The 17795-nt window shown below is 44.4% G+C and carries 18 protein-coding genes, 1 tRNA gene and 1 other annotated feature; of the genes, 3 read left to right on the plus strand and 16 right to left on the minus strand.

What is annotated here, in order from left to right:
- Positions 1-13: 13 nt before the first annotated feature.
- The 12 genes from ACIPK1_RS09795 to rplU form a co-directional block, all read right to left on the minus strand.
- Positions 14-508, minus strand: a complete 495-nt coding sequence (locus tag ACIPK1_RS09795; protein WP_026008065.1) for a mannose/fructose/sorbose PTS transporter subunit IIB — start codon at positions 506-508, stop codon at positions 14-16.
- Positions 509-737: 229 nt separating this feature from the next.
- A complete protein-coding gene (locus tag ACIPK1_RS09800) occupies positions 738-3512 on the minus strand; it encodes a sigma-54-dependent transcriptional regulator (RefSeq protein WP_016620450.1) in 2775 nt (924 codons plus the stop codon).
- Positions 3513-3742: 230 nt separating this feature from the next.
- Positions 3743-4276, minus strand: coding sequence for a GNAT family N-acetyltransferase (locus tag ACIPK1_RS09805; RefSeq protein ID WP_034872572.1), 534 nt, complete (start codon positions 4274-4276; stop codon positions 3743-3745).
- Positions 4277-4373: 97 nt separating this feature from the next.
- Positions 4374-5282, minus strand: coding sequence for a diacylglycerol kinase family protein (locus ACIPK1_RS09810; RefSeq protein ID WP_008378502.1), 909 nt, complete (start codon positions 5280-5282; stop codon positions 4374-4376).
- Between the two features lie 145 nt (positions 5283-5427).
- Positions 5428-6219, minus strand: coding sequence for a phosphonate ABC transporter, permease protein PhnE (gene phnE / locus ACIPK1_RS09815; protein WP_008378503.1), 792 nt, complete (start codon positions 6217-6219; stop codon positions 5428-5430).
- Complete coding sequence (gene phnE, locus ACIPK1_RS09820) at positions 6216-6998, minus strand: phosphonate ABC transporter, permease protein PhnE (protein WP_005235330.1); 783 nt, start codon at positions 6996-6998, stop codon at positions 6216-6218. Before phnE (ACIPK1_RS09820) ends, phnE (ACIPK1_RS09815) begins: the two co-directional genes overlap by 4 nt.
- Positions 6995-7783, minus strand: coding sequence for a phosphonate ABC transporter ATP-binding protein (gene phnC / locus ACIPK1_RS09825; RefSeq protein ID WP_016620453.1), 789 nt, complete (start codon positions 7781-7783; stop codon positions 6995-6997). The genes phnE (ACIPK1_RS09820) and phnC overlap by 4 nt, the downstream gene beginning before the upstream one ends.
- A 95-nt stretch (positions 7784-7878) precedes the next feature.
- The gene (phnD, locus tag ACIPK1_RS09830) at positions 7879-8814 is read right to left on the minus strand and encodes a phosphate/phosphite/phosphonate ABC transporter substrate-binding protein (protein ID WP_400450661.1); all 936 of its coding nucleotides are present in this window, start codon (positions 8812-8814) and stop codon (positions 7879-7881) included.
- A gap of 463 nt (positions 8815-9277) precedes the next feature.
- Positions 9278-9742 (minus strand): GNAT family N-acetyltransferase, encoded by a 465-nt coding sequence (locus ACIPK1_RS09835; RefSeq protein WP_005235322.1) that lies wholly within the window; start codon positions 9740-9742, stop codon positions 9278-9280.
- A 109-nt stretch (positions 9743-9851) separates the two neighbouring features.
- The gene (gene rpmA, locus ACIPK1_RS09840) at positions 9852-10145 is read right to left on the minus strand and encodes a 50S ribosomal protein L27 (protein ID WP_003126181.1); all 294 of its coding nucleotides are present in this window, start codon (positions 10143-10145) and stop codon (positions 9852-9854) included.
- 12 nt (positions 10146-10157) lie between these two features.
- The gene (locus ACIPK1_RS09845) at positions 10158-10502 is read right to left on the minus strand and encodes a ribosomal-processing cysteine protease Prp (RefSeq protein WP_005225752.1); all 345 of its coding nucleotides are present in this window, start codon (positions 10500-10502) and stop codon (positions 10158-10160) included.
- A 26-nt stretch (positions 10503-10528) separates the two neighbouring features.
- Positions 10529-10837 carry a 50S ribosomal protein L21 gene (rplU, locus tag ACIPK1_RS09850; protein WP_005225751.1) on the minus strand — a complete coding sequence of 103 codons (309 nt, stop codon included), beginning with the start codon at positions 10835-10837 and terminating at the stop codon, positions 10529-10531.
- Positions 10838-10856: 19 nt separating this feature from the next.
- Positions 10857-10927: a sequence feature (ribosomal protein L21 leader region), on the minus strand.
- Between the two features lie 169 nt (positions 10928-11096).
- On the opposite strand from rplU, the gene ACIPK1_RS09855 reads away from it, so the two are divergent.
- Positions 11097-11750, plus strand: coding sequence for a uracil-DNA glycosylase (locus ACIPK1_RS09855; protein ID WP_400450664.1), 654 nt, complete (start codon positions 11097-11099; stop codon positions 11748-11750).
- A 17-nt stretch (positions 11751-11767) separates the two neighbouring features.
- Here the strand turns inward: ACIPK1_RS09855 and leuD are convergent, their stop codons facing one another.
- Genes leuD through ACIPK1_RS09875 form a run of 4 tightly spaced genes read right to left on the minus strand, consistent with a single transcriptional unit; the run spans position 11768 to position 16299 of the window.
- Positions 11768-12355 carry a 3-isopropylmalate dehydratase small subunit gene (leuD, locus tag ACIPK1_RS09860; protein WP_016612252.1) on the minus strand — a complete coding sequence of 196 codons (588 nt, stop codon included), beginning with the start codon at positions 12353-12355 and terminating at the stop codon, positions 11768-11770.
- A complete protein-coding gene (gene leuC, locus ACIPK1_RS09865) occupies positions 12355-13737 on the minus strand; it encodes a 3-isopropylmalate dehydratase large subunit (RefSeq protein ID WP_016612253.1) in 1383 nt (460 codons plus the stop codon). Before leuC ends, leuD begins: the two co-directional genes overlap by 1 nt.
- On the minus strand, positions 13718-14782 hold the full coding sequence (gene leuB, locus ACIPK1_RS09870; protein ID WP_005235314.1) for a 3-isopropylmalate dehydrogenase: 1065 nt from the start codon (positions 14780-14782) through the stop codon (positions 13718-13720). The genes leuC and leuB overlap by 20 nt, the downstream gene beginning before the upstream one ends.
- Positions 14779-16299, minus strand: coding sequence for a 2-isopropylmalate synthase (locus tag ACIPK1_RS09875; RefSeq protein ID WP_016612263.1), 1521 nt, complete (start codon positions 16297-16299; stop codon positions 14779-14781). The genes leuB and ACIPK1_RS09875 overlap by 4 nt, the downstream gene beginning before the upstream one ends.
- A gap of 576 nt (positions 16300-16875) precedes the next feature.
- On the opposite strand from ACIPK1_RS09875, the gene ACIPK1_RS09880 reads away from it, so the two are divergent.
- The gene (locus ACIPK1_RS09880; protein ID WP_034872576.1) at positions 16876-17574 is read left to right on the plus strand and encodes an O-methyltransferase; all 699 of its coding nucleotides are present in this window, start codon (positions 16876-16878) and stop codon (positions 17572-17574) included.
- Between the two features lie 145 nt (positions 17575-17719).
- Positions 17720-17793, plus strand: a tRNA-Arg gene (locus ACIPK1_RS09885).
- The last annotated feature ends 2 nt before the right edge of the window (positions 17794-17795 follow it).

Genomic DNA, 17795 nt, shown 5'->3' on the forward strand with positions numbered 1-17795 from the left:
CAACATCGAAAAACTAAGGGTGACTACCTTCTTTTTCCAAAATATCCTTCAAAAAGATTTTACGATCAGCTGGAACTTTGCGTATCTCCACTTCAATGCCTTGGTTTTGCAAGTAAAGCAATGAAGCAAGATCTTGATCATTGACTGACACGAAATTAGTGATCATTCGTTTTCCCATTGAAAAACTCATACCGCCGATATTGACGGAACGAATGTCAATGCCTCCTTTAACCAGAGTCACGACATCTTGAGGGTTGGTAAATAATAACATGACTTTTTGCGTATTAAATAATGTGTTATGCGCCACCTCAAGCATTTTCGCTACTGTCACCACATTGGATTTGATTCCTGGTGGAGCAGCTTCTTTCAAGAGAAACTTTCGTAATTGGTCATTTGCGACTTCATCACTGACCACGATAATTCGATTGATACCAGTCATTTTCGACCAAGCTGTGGCGACCTGACCATGAATCAACCGATCGTCGATTCGGGCAAGACGTATATCCATTCCCATTGTGCAAGCCTCCTACATCCATCGATCCGCTTTTCATATTGAGGATCTGTTCTTTTTTCAATCACCTCCTGTATCCACTTATATAGAAGCAAGAAGCGTGCCAAGTTTTTCCGATACACTATTCTTGAAAAAACCTTAAGAATCAGCATTCAGATAATACACTAAAAAAGATACACTAAAAAATACTGTATCTTTTTTAGTGTATCTGTATTATTTGTAAGAATTAAAAATACATTTCTTTTTCGTGATGGTTTTTGATCAGCTCTAGCAGATAGTACTCTTCAGTCTTGGGCACTTCGATATTCATCAAGCGTGAAAACGATTGGACATGCACATGCAATTGGCCATAAAGCGGATTCTCCTCCATCGCTGCTAAATCAATTTCAGAAACAGTCAATGGCTGCCGCAGTAAGATCCGCTCCAGCATACCTGCGCCATGCATCACAAAATTGATCTGAAAGCCTTGCTGCGCCCCTACCAAATCCAAATCGTGAATGATCTCTTCGCCAAATTTCCACAACGGCTCTACTACTTTTTTCGCATTGACATAGGTAAAGTTTTCCTCTAAATACCGGACACAGATTTCTTTCGCCTGCCGATCATCTAGCTGTACTTCATCTTCAAAACTCAAATCATTCTCTAATAGGATATCATCCAACAGTAGATCAACATCTTGATCAATAAAACGTTCTAATGAAATAAACGGTGCGTCGATATGGGGATCGATGATCCCTGTTGCGGCAATCAGTCGATAGCGCTGTTGAATTTGATCCAAGTCCGTCCTCAGATCCGCCACCGATAACGTCACCACTTCGACATTTTGGTTTTGACGTTTTGACAATGAGCTTTGGATCAATTCTTTGATGCGCTGCGCCGTTCCCTTTCCCGAAGCGCAGACCGCTAGAATCGCTTTAGGATGGTGGTTTTGTGTCACTGGTTCTTCCACAGTGACCGCTCCATACCCGCGGAACTTCCGTAATGAATCATAGAGCTGATCGAGGTCCGTGCCGATCACTGACGCTTTACGGACCGTCTCTAGGACGATGGAGGTGGTCACCATATCGACTGTTCGAACAGCCACACCCGTTTCTCGCTGGATTTCATTATTAAAGGTCGCTAAGGACCCCATATCGACTAAGAGGATCACCCCACTGCCATCATTGACTGCCCGTACACTATCCACGATTTTTTTCAACGCCACAGCTGGTGGCATATCTAATGGCATGTCCACCGCTGTCACTTGATCGACTTCCAGCAACTGTTTGACCACTTGTACCATGCTACTGGCTGTGCTGTTGCCGTGGGCTGCAACGACGACGCCGATTTTCCCAGAGGAATGAGAGGTTCTAAGAGAAACCAGAAGAACCGCTAAATAATAAGATTCGCTCTCAGGAATCGCCACTTGGAAACTATCACCAATAAAATCGCGGACTTCTTTGGCGACTTCAAACTCTTGAGGATAGTCAGCTACCATCTGACGAATATTGTCATTGGTTTGTCGTTCTTCTCCCAAATGGATTTTTTTCAAAAACGAGCTGATGTGTAAGCTCATGGCATAGATGAAATTTTGCTGAAAATCATAATTTAAGCGTTGTCGAACCAGCTCATAGATTTGATTTGTTACACTGATCACTTTCTGATCGACAAATTCACTTAGTTTATTGACCGAGTTAAAGGAAAACCCGTGATCTTTATAAAAAGACTTTAAGTGAACATTGATATCTGTTGAGATAAAATGATTGATCGCTTCTTGATCTAACCCATCTGCTTTTAGCAGAGCAGCCTTGTCGCCGATAATATCGTAAAGATTATAAGGCAATTCATAGGAATCTGATTGAATATTGTTTAAGTTTTGATTCGGTTGAATGCTGATCTTCGGTTCAAGGATCTTAGAAAGCTCTGCCAGCTCATTGCGGCGATTCCCCAAAACGATCAATCCTGAACGAATCCCTTCTGGCAAATCGATCAAATCGATTTCAATCTCATCTTGTTGCATATGATTCAAAAAGCCCCGTGCACAGACTAGCTGGACATTGGATTTCAATTGACCGATATTCCCAAAACTGACACTGCCGATCAACGCTTTGACCACATCTTCTGTCAAGGAGATCGTCCGCTGAATACGGGTCGCCTCTTGCCCGACTAATACCCGAACGAGATCGACTTTTTCTGATGCGGGTCGTTTCTCAAAAAAGGGCAGTTGAATATTGATGGGAATGCGTCGGGTAAAGGTATCTAATAGCGTTGAGTTGGGGTCTTCGGTAGTAGCACCAACGATTCGGACATTCGCTTGATGATTTTTGCCCGTCTCTCCTAGACGACTAAAGGTACCATGATCCATAAAGTAAAAAATCATTTCTTGCCCTTCTGGCGGCAATCGATGGATCTCATCGAGAAACAACATACTCTCATCCGCTTGATCAATAATACCAATCTTCTCTTGATCGGCACCCGTAAATGCCCCCCGTACATAACCAAACAAATGGCTCATCAAAAGCTCTGGGTTATTTGCATAGTCCGCACAGTTAAAGACGATCAATTCTTTGTCATCGGCAATTACTTGATTGCTTTTGGCAAACTGGAACATCGCATGGGCAAAGTACGTTTTCCCAGAACCAGTAGGCCCTGTGATCAAGCAGTTTAGCCCTTTCGGCGGATACAAGATCGCTGCTTTCGCCTGCTCAACAGCGTTTTTCATACTTCCGTTGGCACCGATGATCGTCGCAAAAATATCTCGGTCAGAGGGTTTTCCTTGTACTCGTTGAGGGAAGGCTTTCTCTCTTTGCGGGCGACTTTCTTTGTAGCTTGGGACATACTTTTCCTTACTGCTGGGATCGACCCCTGCCGCCCAATAACGAACAGGCCGCGAGTCGCTTTTTTCGACGCGCCCTTCTTTGACAAGCTTATTTAAATCCTTACTGGCATTACTGCGCTGAATGGCTAAATGATCGGCAACTTCTGAAGTAGACAACCCCTTCTTTTCCCCTAAGCCGCTCATCGTATTTTCGACGATATATTGATAAATCCGTTCGATTCGCTTGCCCAACAGCTTCGCCTCCTTGTTTTTTCCACTTGAATACTTTACTCATTTTTCTATAAAAAAGCAACTTTTTTTCCACACAGAAAAAGCAAAATACTTTGTTCGAAAGAACAATAGAACGTCCTTTCACATGCTACTCTCAGCATAAAGCATTTTGCCAAAAAAAGATATTCAAAAGTCAGGATGTGTTAGGCTTTTTCATTGGGAATGAACGTTGGCACCTGATCAGGAAACCATTGCAGTTCTTTTTGCATCCAAATCACATCGTGCCATTGATTGAACTTATAGCCGACATGCGAAAAATCAGCAACTTTCCGATACCCAAGCTTCTCATGAAAAGCCTCACTTTGTTGATTGCCTCCTGTAATACACGCAGTCAGATTGACCACGTTTTGCGCTTTTAGTTTTTCTTCAAGCCCTTGATAAAGAGCGGTGCCGAGCCCTTTTGCTTTGGCATCCGGCGCTAAATAAACGGTTACTTCAACGGTCCAATCATACGCCGCCCGTTCTTTATAGGCTGACGCATAGGCATAACCGACAATTCCACTAGCCTCTTCTGCAACGAGATACGGGTAGCGTTTCAAGGTCTTGGCGATGCGTTCCGCGAATTCTTGAACCGATGGCACCTCCGTTTCAAAGGTAATCGGTGTATTTTCTACATAATAAGCATAGATTGCTGTCAAGGCTTGCGCATCTGCAATCGTGGCAGAACGTATCGTCATAGAACCCCTTCTTTCAGTAAATTTTTTTCCCAGTATACTCTTTCTGAATAAAAAAAACAATCCGCTTTTGACGGATCGTTTCCTAGTTATGAATGATTTAGCGGGCTTTTTCAACTCCGCAATACACGGTAAGATGTTGCGGCAGCACCGCTACTGTGATTGGCAATTCAGGTCCTGGATCACCATCGACATTCGTTTCGATCGTTGCCCCATCCGTCAAACGAATCGTTGCTTTATCAAAAGTTTGATAACCAAGAACATCATTTGATTCCGTAACTCCTTTGAGAAGCTCAGGCACGCTTTTGACAGTTTCCCAAAGATTCGTATCCTTTAAGTAGATCAGATGTAATTTGCCGTCATCGGTACTCGCTTTAGGCAAAAGAGATTCGAAACCGCCGATCGTATTGGATGAACCAACGATCATCGTACTGCTTTCCACAGCGATCGTCGTTTTTTCGCCATTATTTTCGGCGGTCACTTCAAACGGATGACTTTCATTTTTCCGCACTTCCCGTAGACCAGAAACAAAATAGGCCATTTTTCCCAGCTTGGTTTTTTCTTCAACTTCCACATTGTTGATCGCCGCTGGAATCATACCAATCGCCACTACATTGGTAAAATAGTCTTGATTAACCTGCCCAATATCGATTTTGCGGGTGTGATCCACTGCAAATGATTCGATGGCTTCCTTGGGATCTAGTGGAATCGCTAATGCTCTGGCTAAATCATTTACTGTGCCCAGCGGGAAGAAACCGAAATTTGGTCGTTTGTCATGAGGGGCTAAGCCATTGACCGCTTCATTGACGGTACCATCACCGCCCATTGCGAAGACACTGTCAAATTCTGCTGCTGCCTCAGAGGCAAAACGTGTAGCATCTCCTTCTTTTTCGGTATGTTTGACAACGACCTCTGAAAAAGCTTCCCGCAGCTTTTCTTCTGCCATCTCCTCAAATTCTTTCGCTTGTTCCCCACCAGAACTTGGATTGACGATCAATAATGCTTTCATAAAACAGCCTCCTTGTTTGGGTTCATTTTCTATGAATCCAGTATAACAAGTTTCACGAAACCTGTCTTAAACGACATCCGCCTATCCGCTGCAAAAAAACACAGCCTATGCTGACTGTGTTTTTTCGAGTACGCACCTCATTTTATTAAACCAATCGTTTACGCAAGCGCCCAGAAATAAAATCAATGATCGTGACCGTCACAACGATCCCTAATAAAATGATTCCTACACGGCTCCATGATCGCGCATTGATGGCAAAGATCATCGGCGTACCGATCCCACCTGCTCCTACGATCCCTAAGATCGAAGCTGAACGGACAGCCAGTTCAAAACGATACAAGGTAAAAGAAAGAAATTCTGGAATCAATTGTGGCAATGTCGCAAAGCCTAACACATCCCAACGATTTCCTCCCGCACTAACGACCGATTCTGAAGGACCGTGATCCATGTTCTCGATCGCTTCGCTATAGAGTTTCGCCAACATCCCAATGGAATGGACACTAACTGCCAAAACACCAGCAAAGGATCCGGGACCCACTGTTTTGATGAACATGATCGCTAAGACGATTTCTGGAAACGTTCGAATCGCCGTCAGCACGATTTTACCGAAACCTGATAGCCAGCGAGGGCTGTTTTTGCTGCGCGCCGCCCAAAAGGCAAAAGGAATACTTAATATTGAGGATAAAAACGTACCCACAAAGGCGATCGCAACGGTTTCGATCATCAAACTGATCAAATCTTCGCCATCACCGGTATAAACATAGCCCCAATCAGGATGGATCAAGCCATAAAAGATTGAGCCGACAATTTGACCGACATTTTCTTTAACACCCGCAAAAGGCACGCCAGCAAAAGCCCAAATATAAAGGAGGATAACGACTACTGCGATCAGCCAATTCCGTATTTTTTTCTTTTTCGGTTCTGCTGGCAACATCATAACAATCGCTCCCTTAATCTATTACTGATGGTATCAATCACCAAAACAACTGCAAAAATCACTAAGACGATAATCGACGTCTGGTCATATCGAAATTGGCTTAAAGATCGTTGTAAGAAAACACCGATTCCGCCTGCGCCGATATACCCAAGAATCGTCGATGCCCGCACATTGATCTCAAAGGCATAAAGCAAGTAACTAAGAAAATGGCTCATGACTTGCGGTACGACTGCATAGCGGATGATGTCAAACTTCGATCCTCCAGAAGCCGTGATTGCTTCGATCGGACCTTCATCAATCGTTTCAATCGATTCATAAAACAATTTGGTGATCATCCCAAAAGAAAACACAGAGATGGAGATCACCCCGGCAACGGGACCGATTCCGACAATGGCAACAAATAAAGCCGCCAGCATCAAATCAGGTACTGTCCGAATGATATTTAAAACAAAACGGAAACAACCGCTGATCCAATGATTCGTCATGATATTTCGTGCTGCTAAAAGTGAAAACGGAAAAGCCGCCAGTGCACCAAAGGTCGTGCCGATGATCGCCATTTGGATCGTTTGTAAAATCGGCTCTACAATGATTTTGGCATATGCCCAATCAGGATGAGCCATCTTTTGTAAAATGACATTCATTTGACTGCTATTGCTAAAGAACCGTGCCAAATCAACGCCTGAAATAGAGCCGCTAACGAACAATACCACTAAAAAAATGACGAGCCAAAGAACATTTTTCCATAGTCCGCTGCGTTTCGGCAACGTATTTGTCGTCATTGTCCTGCCCCTTCCTGCTCTTCTATGATCTCGCTGCCATAAATCTGTTTCAATCGCTGATCGGTCGCTTCACTGACAGGGCCATCAAAAACCAAGCCTCCGTCTCGCAACCCGATGATCCGCGTGCCGTACTCTCTTGCCAATTGGACAGAATGCAAATTGACTACGATGGTAATCCCCAGATCTTGATTGATCCGTTTTAAGTCATTCATGACTTTTTCAGTGGTTAAAGGATCTAAGGAAGCAACCGGTTCATCCGCTAAAATAATCTTCGGCTCTTGCGTCAAAGCACGGGCAATCGAAACCCGCTGCTGCTGACCGCCAGACAATTCATCGGCTCGAGTATAGACTTTTTCTGCTAAATTGACCCGCTGCAGCGATTGATAAGCCAGCTCTTTATCCGCTTGCGGGAACAAACCAAGCAACATTTTGATCGTTGGGTGATAAGCTACTCGCCCAGTTAAGACATTTCGCAAGACACTCGAACGTTTCACCAAATTAAAGCTTTGGAAAATCATGCCAATGTCTCGACGAATCAAGCGTAGCTCTCTTCCTTTTGCTTTTGTGATCGACTTGCTATCGATTAAAATCTCGCCACTCGTGATCTCGTGCAGTCGATTGATGGAGCGCAGCATCGTTGATTTTCCTGCTCCTGATAAACCCACTACGATGACAAATTCCCCTTTTTTGATATCGATGTTTAAGTCCTTCAAACCTAATACCCCATTTGGGTATCGCTTGGTCACATTCTGAAATGAAATAATCGTTTCGTTCTCTAGAGCCATGATTCTCCTACTTTCTTTCCATTAGGTAAAAATTGCTTTCCATTCGAAAAGGGTACCTCAACTACCGGTACCCTCCCGATCTATTCATCTATTAGTTATTGTCCGACTTGTTCCGCATACTCTCTTACGATGTCGAAATTGCTGTCTTGTGAAACAACGTATCCTTCATGAGAGTAAATATCAGAGATGATTTGTTTTCCTTCTTCATCTTTACCGATCGCGATAAAGGCATCTTGGATTTTTTTGTCCCACTCTTCACTCATGTCGCTGCGGACACTGATCGTATCGTTCGGGATCGGTTCGGTAAAGTACATTGGTTCTACCTCATCCATGATTTCTGGGTAATCATTTTTGACCGTGTTGCGGGCATCTTCAAAAACCAACGCTGCGTCAACGTCGCCATTCAAGACAGATAAGACCGCTTGGTCATGGCCTTTGACTTGAACAGTCGTCACATCCGTATTGATATCGATGCCTGCTTTTTTCATTTCTGCTACTGGCCAAACATAACCGGCAGAAGAAGTAACATCTTGCGTGGCAATCGTTTTGCCTTTTAAATCTTCCAACTCTTTGATATCGCTGCCGCTTTTTACGACGATCATTGAGCGATAGCTATCAACCAATTCATCCGTTGATTCCCCACCAGGCTGCTTGATGCCATAACGCTGTGCTTGTAATAGCACCTTAACATTGCTTTGTTCATTTGCTAAAACATAGGCATTCGGCGGTAAAAAGCCTACATCTACTTGTTTCGAAGCCATTGCTTCGACGATTGTATTGTAGTCAGTGGAAACACTCACAGTGACTGGAATCCCCAATTCATCACTTAATAATTGCTCAAGTGGTTTTGCTTTTGCTTCTAATGTTTCTGCTGCTTGTGATGGAACAAATTGAACGGTCAACTTTTCTGGTACATATCCTGCTTCTTCAGCCGCCGAGTCAGTACTTGCTCCACCTGAGCCACATGCCGCCAGCGTAACTGCTGCCACCAAACCTAAACCAAACATTGCCGTTTTCTTCCAAACTTTCATCACTTTTTCTCCTTTTCATTAAAAAAATCGAACTCACGGAATTCCGAACTTTCCTTTTTGATTATAAAAAACCAACGAATCAAAAACAATCTTTTTCGAATTACGAACGTTTTCTTTTTTGATAATGTTCGTGTTTCGACCAAAATCATTCGTGAGCACATTCTCAATAATCAACGTTTTTCGAAAGTTTCTTTCCATTTATTCTACTTCCTCAGAGTATCAAATGAATATAAGGTTTGTGTTGTCAACGTGTAAAGATTTCGTTAATAGCAAAAGGAACTTTGTGAACAACAAAGCATGGATATACTCGTAATTCTTACCCTAAGTGCACAAAATTTCTTGAAAAATCTAGCCAGAAAATGACGGCACACTTTTTTGACCGGAAAAACACCAATAAAAAAAGCAGAGAATCCCCTTAAGAACCTCTGCTTTTGACCTCATTTTTTACTGTAGAAAGAGTCATTTACCCTTGATCCGTTGGCAGCTGCAACAAGAGTACATGCTCGTTATCAATCATTTCACCTGTCAAGACAAAGCCGTTTCGTTCGTAAAGCTTTGTTGCGATCTCGTTGCCATCTACAGCGGAGATCCTTAATTCTTGCGCTTGGATATGGGTTTTGAACCAATCTAACCCAGCAAGAAACGCCTGACTGCCTAACCCTTGATTTTGGAATTTTTCTGCGATCATAAACCGCTCGATCCACCACGAAGCTTTTGGATAATCCTCATCCGCTTCGTAAAAACTAAATAAGAGAAAGCCGACCATATCCTCACCATTGTAGAGGGCAAATGCCTGACGTGGTTCCTCATAGATCGCCTCTAACATTGAGTACCAATTGGGCGCAACAAAATCTTCTTGCTCCTTCGTTGTCTTCAAATTCATGCACGCACGATAGTTTTCCTTCGTGATTTCTTTTAATTGAATCATTGCTTCACTCCTTATCTAAGCTATTATAAATAACTATTTCGTTAAAACGGTTTCATTGGTGTATAAAAAAACACCCAGGTTACTTTTACGTAATCTGGATGTCATTTTCTTATGCTTCTTGCGCTACTGGATAAACAGATACTTGTTTTTTGTCGCGGCCTTTACGTTCGAAACGAACAACGCCGTCAACTTTTGCAAACAATGTATCATCTCCACCGATACCTACGTTTACCCCTGGGTAAATTTTAGTACCGCGTTGGCGATAAAGGATTGATCCGCCTGAAACGGTTTGACCGTCAGCACGTTTCGCACCTAAACGTTTTGATTGAGAGTCACGTCCGTTAGAAGTAGAACCCCCACCTTTTTTGTGAGCGAAGAATTGCAAATTCATTTTCATCAACATGAGATGCACCTCCTAGTTTTCTTTAGTAGTTTTGATTTGGATATAATCGTTGTACTCTTCTTGAACTGATTGCAAGCCGATCAACAAATTTTCTAAAAGAATTTGTGCGATATTCGACTGCTCTTGGGTCAAACGAGAAGGCAGCGTGACTAATAAGTACCCACCATTTTCGTTATCTGCTTCAACTTTTGGCGCAACGCCAGCCAAAGCATCGATCCCATTGACTGCACTGATCGCTAAAGCGGATGCTGCAGCACAGACGATGTCTTTGCCGTATTCTCCTGCTTGTGCGTGTCCAGCTAGTTCAAAAGAAACAATCCGACCAGAGTCATTTCGTTTGAATGTCCCTTTGATCATATTCGTTACCCTGCTTTTCGTAAGAATTAAGCGTTGATCGCGTCAATAACAACTTTTGTGTAAGGTTGACGGTGACCTTGTTTACGGTGTGAATGTTTTTTAGGTTTGTATTTGAAAGTTACGACTTTCTTTTGTTTGCCGTGTTTTTCAACAGTTCCTTCAACAGTTGCTCCTGCAACGATTGGGGCACCCACTTTTGTTGATTCGCCACCTACTAAGATAACTTCATCAAAAGTAACCTTTTGTCCAGCTTCAACGTCTAATTTTTCAACGTAGATTGCTTGACCCACTTCAACTTTTACTTGTTTCCCACCAGTTTTGATAATTGCGTACATGCTCTACAGCACCTCCTTATAATATACTTAGACTCGCCATCCCAAGTGACTTTCGTACTTACTACTTGTTCTGTGCGGTTGTAGCTGTGGAGTCCACAATTACAACAGATTAACTTTATCAAAATGTTTTCCTAAAGTCAATCACTAATTAAGGAAAAGACAGAATTCTTTTGCTACTAGTCATTTCCTTTTGTGCATTTTTTATTTTCTATTACTATAGAAGAAAGAGCACAAGCGAAACAGAATGGGAGGAGTTTTCATGCAATACCCCAAAGAATTAGCCACTGCCGTTCAACAGGCATCCCGCAGTTATCCGTTGGAAGGATTTGTTCCCGGTCAAGGACCGCTGCAGCCCAAATTGATGATCGTTGGTGAAGCCCCTGGTCGAACCGAAATCGAGAATTTTATTCCTTTTAGCGGACAAGCAGGAAAAGAATTGATGAAATCGTTGGCTTTAGCCGGTTTGACCCGTGAGGATGTCTACATCACCAGCGCTGTCCGCAGCCGTCCATATTCCGTCAAAGAACGAATCAACAAGCGCAGCGATGCCCATGAGATCGTCCATCCCAATCGGACACCTACCAAAAAGGAAGTCTTGCTACACGCACCACTGCTTGACTACGAGTTGTCCATCGTGGATCCGCCCGTCATTGCAACTGTTGGCAATATCGGACTACAGCGATTATTAGGCAACGCCTATTATATCAAAGACCACCATGGCGAAGTGATCCGTTCCAAAATTCAAGAAAGCAATCCGACAAAGGATGGCTATCAATGGTCGGAAAAAGAATATCTGATCGTGCCGATGTATCATCCCGCTGCGATCTTTTATAATCGGACGTTAACTCCGCAAATCGAAGCTGATTGGCGAGGGTTAAGAAACATTCTTTCACAAATACCAGCCGACGAATAACGACCAGTCCCCTAGCCCTACTGCCAATACGCTGGAATCGTCTGCTCATAGGCGGTGATTTTCGCCTCTTCCTGCAAGGTGATACTGATCTCATCGAGACCGTGGATCAATTTGTGTTTCCAGGTAGCATCGATTGCAAAGAAATGCTCCTCCCCGGCAACGATCACACATTGCCTCGGCAAGTCGATGCTGATTTTTTCAGAAGCAGGCAGCGAGGCGATCCTTTGGCGAACGGTCAAAGGCAGCTCGATGGGTAGCAGCCCGTTTTTGGTGGCATTCATATAGAAAATATCACCGAAGCTGCCAGCAATCACGGCTTTAAAGCCGTAATCCAACAGCGCCCATGCCGCATGCTCTCGAGAAGAGCCAGAACCAAAATTATCACCAGTGACGAGGACTTGAGCGGTCTGATATGCTGGATCATTCAAGATAAATGCTGGATTAGGCTTGCGTTGCGGCAAATAGCGCCAATCGTCAAATAAAAATTCGCCAAACCCCGTTTTTTCAACGCGCTTCAAATAATTTTTCGGTAGGATTTGATCGGTATCGATATTGTCATTCATCAAAGGCAGCGTCGTACCTTCAAATTGCGTAAAAGCTTCCATTAACCAACACCTCCAACCACTTCTCGTACATCGACAAAACGCCCATGGATCGCAGCTGCTGCCGCCATTGCTGGACTACACAGGTGCGTCCGAGCGTTTTTCCCTTGCCGTCCAACAAAATTGCGGTTTGACGTGGAGGCACAGTGGACGCCTTCTGGTACTTTATCAGGATTCATTCCTAGGCACATGGAACAGCCAGGCTCCCGCCATTCAAAACCAGCCTCAATAAAGACTTTGTCTAAACCGATCGCTTCCGCTGCTTTACGAACAGGGCGTGAACCAGGAACGATAATGCCAGTGACCCCTTCTTTGATGGTCTGACCTTTCAAAATCGCCGCTGCTTCTTGCAGATCAGACAAACGACCATTGGTACACGATCCGATAAAGATGTATTCGATGGGGATATCGGCAGCCGTCTGTCCGGGGTGCAGTGCCATATATTCATAGGCTTGCTGATCATTGTGATCTCGCACTTCAGGAAACGTTTCGCTGACCGGTACTCCCATTTCTGGATTGGTGCCCCAAGTGATGTAAGGTTCTAAGGTTGCTGCGTCTAAGGTGATCAGGGCATCATAGTTGGCACCTTCATCGGTATACAGGGTTTCCCAATCCGTCACCGCACTGGCAAACGCTTGTGGCGCAAAGCGTCGATCCTTCACATAAGCAAAGGTCGTTTCATCAGGTGCGATCAAGCCCATTTTCGCCCCACCTTCGATCGACATATTGCAAATGGTCATGCGCTCTTCCATCGTCAGGTTGCGGATCGTTTCGCCAAAGAATTCTACGGCATAGCCACCACCAAAATCTGTGCCATGCGTCGCGATCAATGCCAAAATAATATCTTTGGCGTACACCCCCGGCTGCAGCTGACCGGTGATCTCAACTCCCATGCGTTTCGGTTTTGTCTGCCAAATCGTCTGTGTCGCAAAGACATGCTCCACTTCACTCGTACCGATCCCAAATGCGATCGCGCCGAAAGCACCATGGGTGGCAGTATGGGAATCACCGCAAACGATCGTTTTTCCTGGTTGGGTCAAGCCTACTTCTGGGCCAACCATATGGACAATTCCTTGGTTGGCAGAGCCATTGTCACACAATTCGATCCCAAAATCATGACAGTTTTTACGTAACGTATCCATTTGCTTTTTTGCAACCAGATCGGTGATGGTAAAAATATCTTTGGTAGGCACATTATGATCCATTGTTGCGAAGGTTTTTTCGGGACAGCGAACTGTCCGTCCCGCTTGCCGCAAGCCTTCGAAGGCTTGCGGCGTCGTCACTTCATGGATCATATGCAGATCGACATAAAGCAGCTGCGCCTGCCCTTCTTCTCCTGTGATCACATGCCGATCCCATAGTTTATCAAACAGCGTTTTCCCCATAATTGCTCACTCCTAACTGTGCAATAACCGCTTCTGTAAAGGCAGTTGTCGTTGCCGTCCCACCTAAATCACGCGTCAAGATCCCCGCATTCATTACCTCATAACACGCACTTTCGATGGTATCTGCCAGCTGTTCCTCTTGAAAGGACTCTCTTAGCATCATCACGACAGACAAAATCATGGAAACCGGATTGGCACAATTTTGCCTAGCAATATCCGGTGCCGAGCCATGGATCGGTTCATATAAAGAAACCCCTTCTGCGCCATGGCTTGCGCTTGGTAGCACCCCTAATGACCCCGGCAAAACCGAGGCTTCATCACTTAAAATGTCGCCAAAGAGATTTTCGGTCACGATTACATCAAAGTCTTTGGGATTTTGGATGATTTTCATAGCGGCGGAATCAACATATTGATGAGTCAACTGACAATCCGGGAATTCCTGTGCCGTTTCTTCCGCTAATCGGCGCCAAAGCCGGCTAGTCGCCAACACATTTGCTTTATCGACAGAGAGAACCCGCTTCTTCCGCGTACGGGCGATCTCAAAGGCTTTACGCAAAATCCGTCGAATCTCTGCTTGGTGATAATGATTGATGTCGTAGGCTTCTTCAGGTTTTTCTGCTTTTTCGCCAAAATAGATACCGCCAGTCAACTCACGAACGATGACAAAATCTGTCCCTCGAAGGATCGTTTCTTTGATGGGAGACAAAGCAATCACCGCATCAACTACTTTGATGGGTCGAATATTGGCGTATAGACCTAACGCTTGACGCAGATTCAAAAGTCCTTTCTCGGGTGTTGTCGGTGCGTTTTCCCAAGCTGGATCACCAATGGCTCCTAAAAGGACCGCATCCGCCTGCTGGCAAGCTTGTAGTGTTTCTTGCGGCAATGGCTCTCCAGTAAGTGCCAGCGCCGCTCCACCAAATGGCCGCTGGTCAAAATGAAAGTGCTGGAGATGGTCAGGACAAGCCGCTTTCAATACCGCAAGGGCACTGTCCATAATTTCTGGTCCGATGCCATCTCCTGCTAAAACCACGATCTTTTTCAAACAAGGACACCTCGATTCTTTAGAGCTGCGCTAGCCTGTACATATGCTTTGGCTGACGCCTGCAAGACATCAAAGTCTAAGCCGATCCCGCTGATTTTTTCATTGGTTTCCTGGCATTCAATGACCACGTGCACTTCCGCTTGCGCATCTTCCCCACTGGTCAAGGCAGTGATCTCATAATTCAACAACTTCGGCTGCTGCTGGAAAATCTGATCGATCGAGTTGTAGATAGCTTGGATACTGCCGGCACCGATGGCTGATGCCACTTGTTTTTCCTCGTCTTTGATGATAGAAACCACTGCTCCTTGATGGCCATTGGACACGTATTGTAGCTGAACGGCGTCCAACTCGCAGCCGCCTTCTTGGCTGCGGCCTTGATCGGCCACCAAAGCCAGCAAATCTTGTTCGGTCACTTGCTTCTTTTTATCTGCCAATTCTTTGAAGCGTTTAAACAATTCGTTGGTTTCTTCTTGGTCAAACTGGTAGCCCAGTTGCTGCATTTTATCGACAAACGCATGGCGGCCAGAAAGTTTGCCTAAAGGCAACGAGTTGGTTTCTACCCCCACCAACTGTGGGGTAATAATTTCGTAGGTCTCAGGATTTTTCAAGACGCCATCTTGATGAATCCCTGATTCATGGGCATAAGCATTGCCTCCGACGATCGCTTTGTTTTTCGGTACCGTGATTCCTGACAAACGTGCCACCAGATCGCTGGTTCGTTTTGTTTCGTTTAATTTGATGTTGGAGGTAGCCTGATAGAAATCATTGCGAATATGCAACGCCAAGGCCACTTCTTCTAATGCAGTATTGCCAGCTCGTTCGCCGATCCCGTTGATCGTTCCTTCCACCCGATCAGCACCATTTTCAATAGCCGCCAGCGCATTGGCTGTCGCCATTCCCAAGTCATCATGACAATGGGAAGAAAAAGTGATCTGCTGCTCGCTTTTGATATTGGCGATCAAATAGGCAAAAAGCGCTCCATATTCCGTAGGATTGGTAAACCCTACTGTATCGGGCACATTGATGATCGTCGCGCCGGCATCAATCGCTGTTTGAACCGCCTCAAGCAAGAAGGCTTTATCGGTGCGGGTGGCATCTTCTGGCGAGAATTGAACTTTTTCAAAGCGTTCACGCGCATAAGCCACATGTTCTTTGATGGAAGCGAGTACTTCTGCTTTCGTCATATTCAGCTTGTACTGGCGATGCACCTTACTCGTTGCTAGAAAGACATGGATCTGTGGATCGACGGCTTGATAAAGAGCTTCATAGGCACGATCAATGTCTTTTTTCTGACAACGGGCAAGTCCTGCAACGGTCATTTTCGTCACCGCCCCAGCAATCGCTTTGACTGCTTGAAAATCTCCTTCTGATGCAATCGGAAAACCTGCTTCGATCGTATCAATGCCCCATTTTTCTAATTGCAGCGCCAGTTGAACCTTCTCTTTCGTATTAAAGTTGACTCCCGGGGTCTGTTCACCGTCTCGCAATGTCGTATCAAAAAACTGGATTTTTCTCATCACTATTTCCTCCTTAGCAGTGGTAGGAGCACGCTTGGCGCGACCTCATTCAAACACAATTGAAAAAATGGTATAAAAAAAGCACTCCATAAAGGGTTTCCTTCATGCAATGCGAATAGGACTCTTCAAATGATGCCTTAAAAAAGGCGGGTCATAGAAAAAGAGTCCTTACGATAATAATAATAAAAATGCAGCTGTTTGTTTCAATCGTTTATCCATCGTCGTCACCTATCACTTTTTTTATCTTGTTATGAAGATACCAAACAGCAGGTTCCTCTGTCAACACTTTTCCCTGAATTTTCTGAATATTTCGATAAAAAGTTCGTTTTTGCCCTGTTGATGGGTTGCTTTTCTTCCTTGATGAAAATTTAAGCAGAACCTGACGAGATCTTCACAGGATTTTAACCAAACCTCCACATAACACCGTTATGATAGAAATATCCCAAAAATATTTTTCACCCCTTTATCCTGCCAGTCTTATGACTGGTTTTTTTGTTGTTCCAAAGACTCGAAAAGATTGAACTTAAGGTGAGTTATTCGTATAATAAGGGGCAGCGATAAATTAGGAGGATGAAGATGCGCAACGAAATGATGCATCGTCCAGTAGTCAAACCAGAACTAGTGGCGTTTATGCGTGAAAAACAAAAGCAGTTACCCGGCGAACTTGGTGAAATCGAGCAAGCCGCTCATGAAAAAGAAGTGCCAATCATCCCACATGAAACAGTGGTCTTTTTGCAGTTTTTATTAGGACAGCTCCAGCCAAAAGAAATCCTTGAGATCGGCACAGCGATCGGTTTTTCTTCAAGCTTGATGGCGCAATGTGTGAAAGATGGTCATGTCACAACGATCGATCGCTTTGACGTCATGATCCGCAAAGCCAAAGAAACCTACGCTCGCTTAGGAAATGAAGAAAAAATCACGCTATTAGAAGGACAAGCGGCAGACGTCCTACCTACATTGAGTGGCCCTTATGATTTTATCTTCATGGACAGCGCCAAATCAAAATACATTGAATTTTTACCAGAATGTCTGCGTCTATTACGCAAAGGCGGTGTGCTGATGGTGGATGACGTATTTCAAGCTGGAACGATTCTACACCCCATCGAAGAAATCCCTCGTAACCAGCGAGCGATCCATCGCAAATTGAATCTTTTCTTGGATACCGTGATGAACCATCCTCAGCTGACCTCCACGCTTGTCCCTTTAGGAGATGGTGTGATTCTCATTACGAAAGAAGCAGATAGCGTAATTCTTGAGGAACCTGAGAAAGGTTGAGGGCAGCTGCGCTTCCTTTTTTCAAAGAAAAAATAAGAAAAGGGCGAAAAGCGATTGACATTGCTGCGCCCTTTTTCTATAATGTTATTTGTTGCTGATTGATTTCAACAGCTTAGGCGAAGTGAGCATTCGCTGAAAATTATTTGTTCCAGTAGCTCAGCCGGATAGAGCATTCGCCTTCTAAGCGAACGGTCGGGGGTTCGAATCCCTCCTGGAACGTT

It is taken from the genome of Enterococcus sp. NPDC086594 (assembly GCF_044746145.1).
Lineage (GTDB): Bacteria > Bacillota > Bacilli > Lactobacillales > Enterococcaceae > Enterococcus_D > Enterococcus_D entomosocium.

What these genes read in the sequence shown, in the direction of transcription:
- leuC (WP_016612253.1), bottom strand. Translation starts at nt 13,737, where the DNA reads ATGGGGAAAACGCTGTTTGATAAACTATGGGATCGGCATGTGATCACA.
- phnE (WP_005235330.1), bottom strand. Translation starts at nt 6,998, where the DNA reads ATGACGACAAATACGTTGCCGAAACGCAGCGGACTATGGAAAAATGTT.
- ACIPK1_RS09795 (WP_026008065.1), bottom strand. Translation starts at nt 508, where the DNA reads ATGGATATACGTCTTGCCCGAATCGACGATCGGTTGATTCATGGTCAG.
- leuD (WP_016612252.1), bottom strand. Translation starts at nt 12,355, where the DNA reads ATGGAAGCTTTTACGCAATTTGAAGGTACGACGCTGCCTTTGATGAAT.
- ACIPK1_RS09835 (WP_005235322.1), bottom strand. Translation starts at nt 9,742, where the DNA reads ATGATTCAATTAAAAGAAATCACGAAGGAAAACTATCGTGCGTGCATG.
- rpmA (WP_003126181.1), bottom strand. Translation starts at nt 10,145, where the DNA reads ATGTTGATGAAAATGAATTTGCAATTCTTCGCTCACAAAAAAGGTGGG.
- ACIPK1_RS09880 (WP_034872576.1), top strand. Translation starts at nt 16,876, where the DNA reads ATGCGCAACGAAATGATGCATCGTCCAGTAGTCAAACCAGAACTAGTG.
- ACIPK1_RS09800 (WP_016620450.1), bottom strand. Translation starts at nt 3,512, where the DNA reads ATGAGCGGCTTAGGGGAAAAGAAGGGGTTGTCTACTTCAGAAGTTGCC.
- rplU (WP_005225751.1), bottom strand. Translation starts at nt 10,837, where the DNA reads ATGTACGCAATTATCAAAACTGGTGGGAAACAAGTAAAAGTTGAAGTG.
- ACIPK1_RS09855 (WP_400450664.1), top strand. Translation starts at nt 11,097, where the DNA reads ATGCAATACCCCAAAGAATTAGCCACTGCCGTTCAACAGGCATCCCGC.
- ACIPK1_RS09875 (WP_016612263.1), bottom strand. Translation starts at nt 16,299, where the DNA reads ATGAGAAAAATCCAGTTTTTTGATACGACATTGCGAGACGGTGAACAG.
- phnE (WP_008378503.1), bottom strand. Translation starts at nt 6,219, where the DNA reads ATGATGTTGCCAGCAGAACCGAAAAAGAAAAAAATACGGAATTGGCTG.
- phnD (WP_400450661.1), bottom strand. Translation starts at nt 8,814, where the DNA reads ATGAAAGTTTGGAAGAAAACGGCAATGTTTGGTTTAGGTTTGGTGGCA.
- ACIPK1_RS09810 (WP_008378502.1), bottom strand. Translation starts at nt 5,282, where the DNA reads ATGAAAGCATTATTGATCGTCAATCCAAGTTCTGGTGGGGAACAAGCG.
- ACIPK1_RS09805 (WP_034872572.1), bottom strand. Translation starts at nt 4,276, where the DNA reads ATGACGATACGTTCTGCCACGATTGCAGATGCGCAAGCCTTGACAGCA.
- ACIPK1_RS09845 (WP_005225752.1), bottom strand. Translation starts at nt 10,502, where the DNA reads ATGATCAAAGGGACATTCAAACGAAATGACTCTGGTCGGATTGTTTCT.
- phnC (WP_016620453.1), bottom strand. Translation starts at nt 7,783, where the DNA reads ATGGCTCTAGAGAACGAAACGATTATTTCATTTCAGAATGTGACCAAG.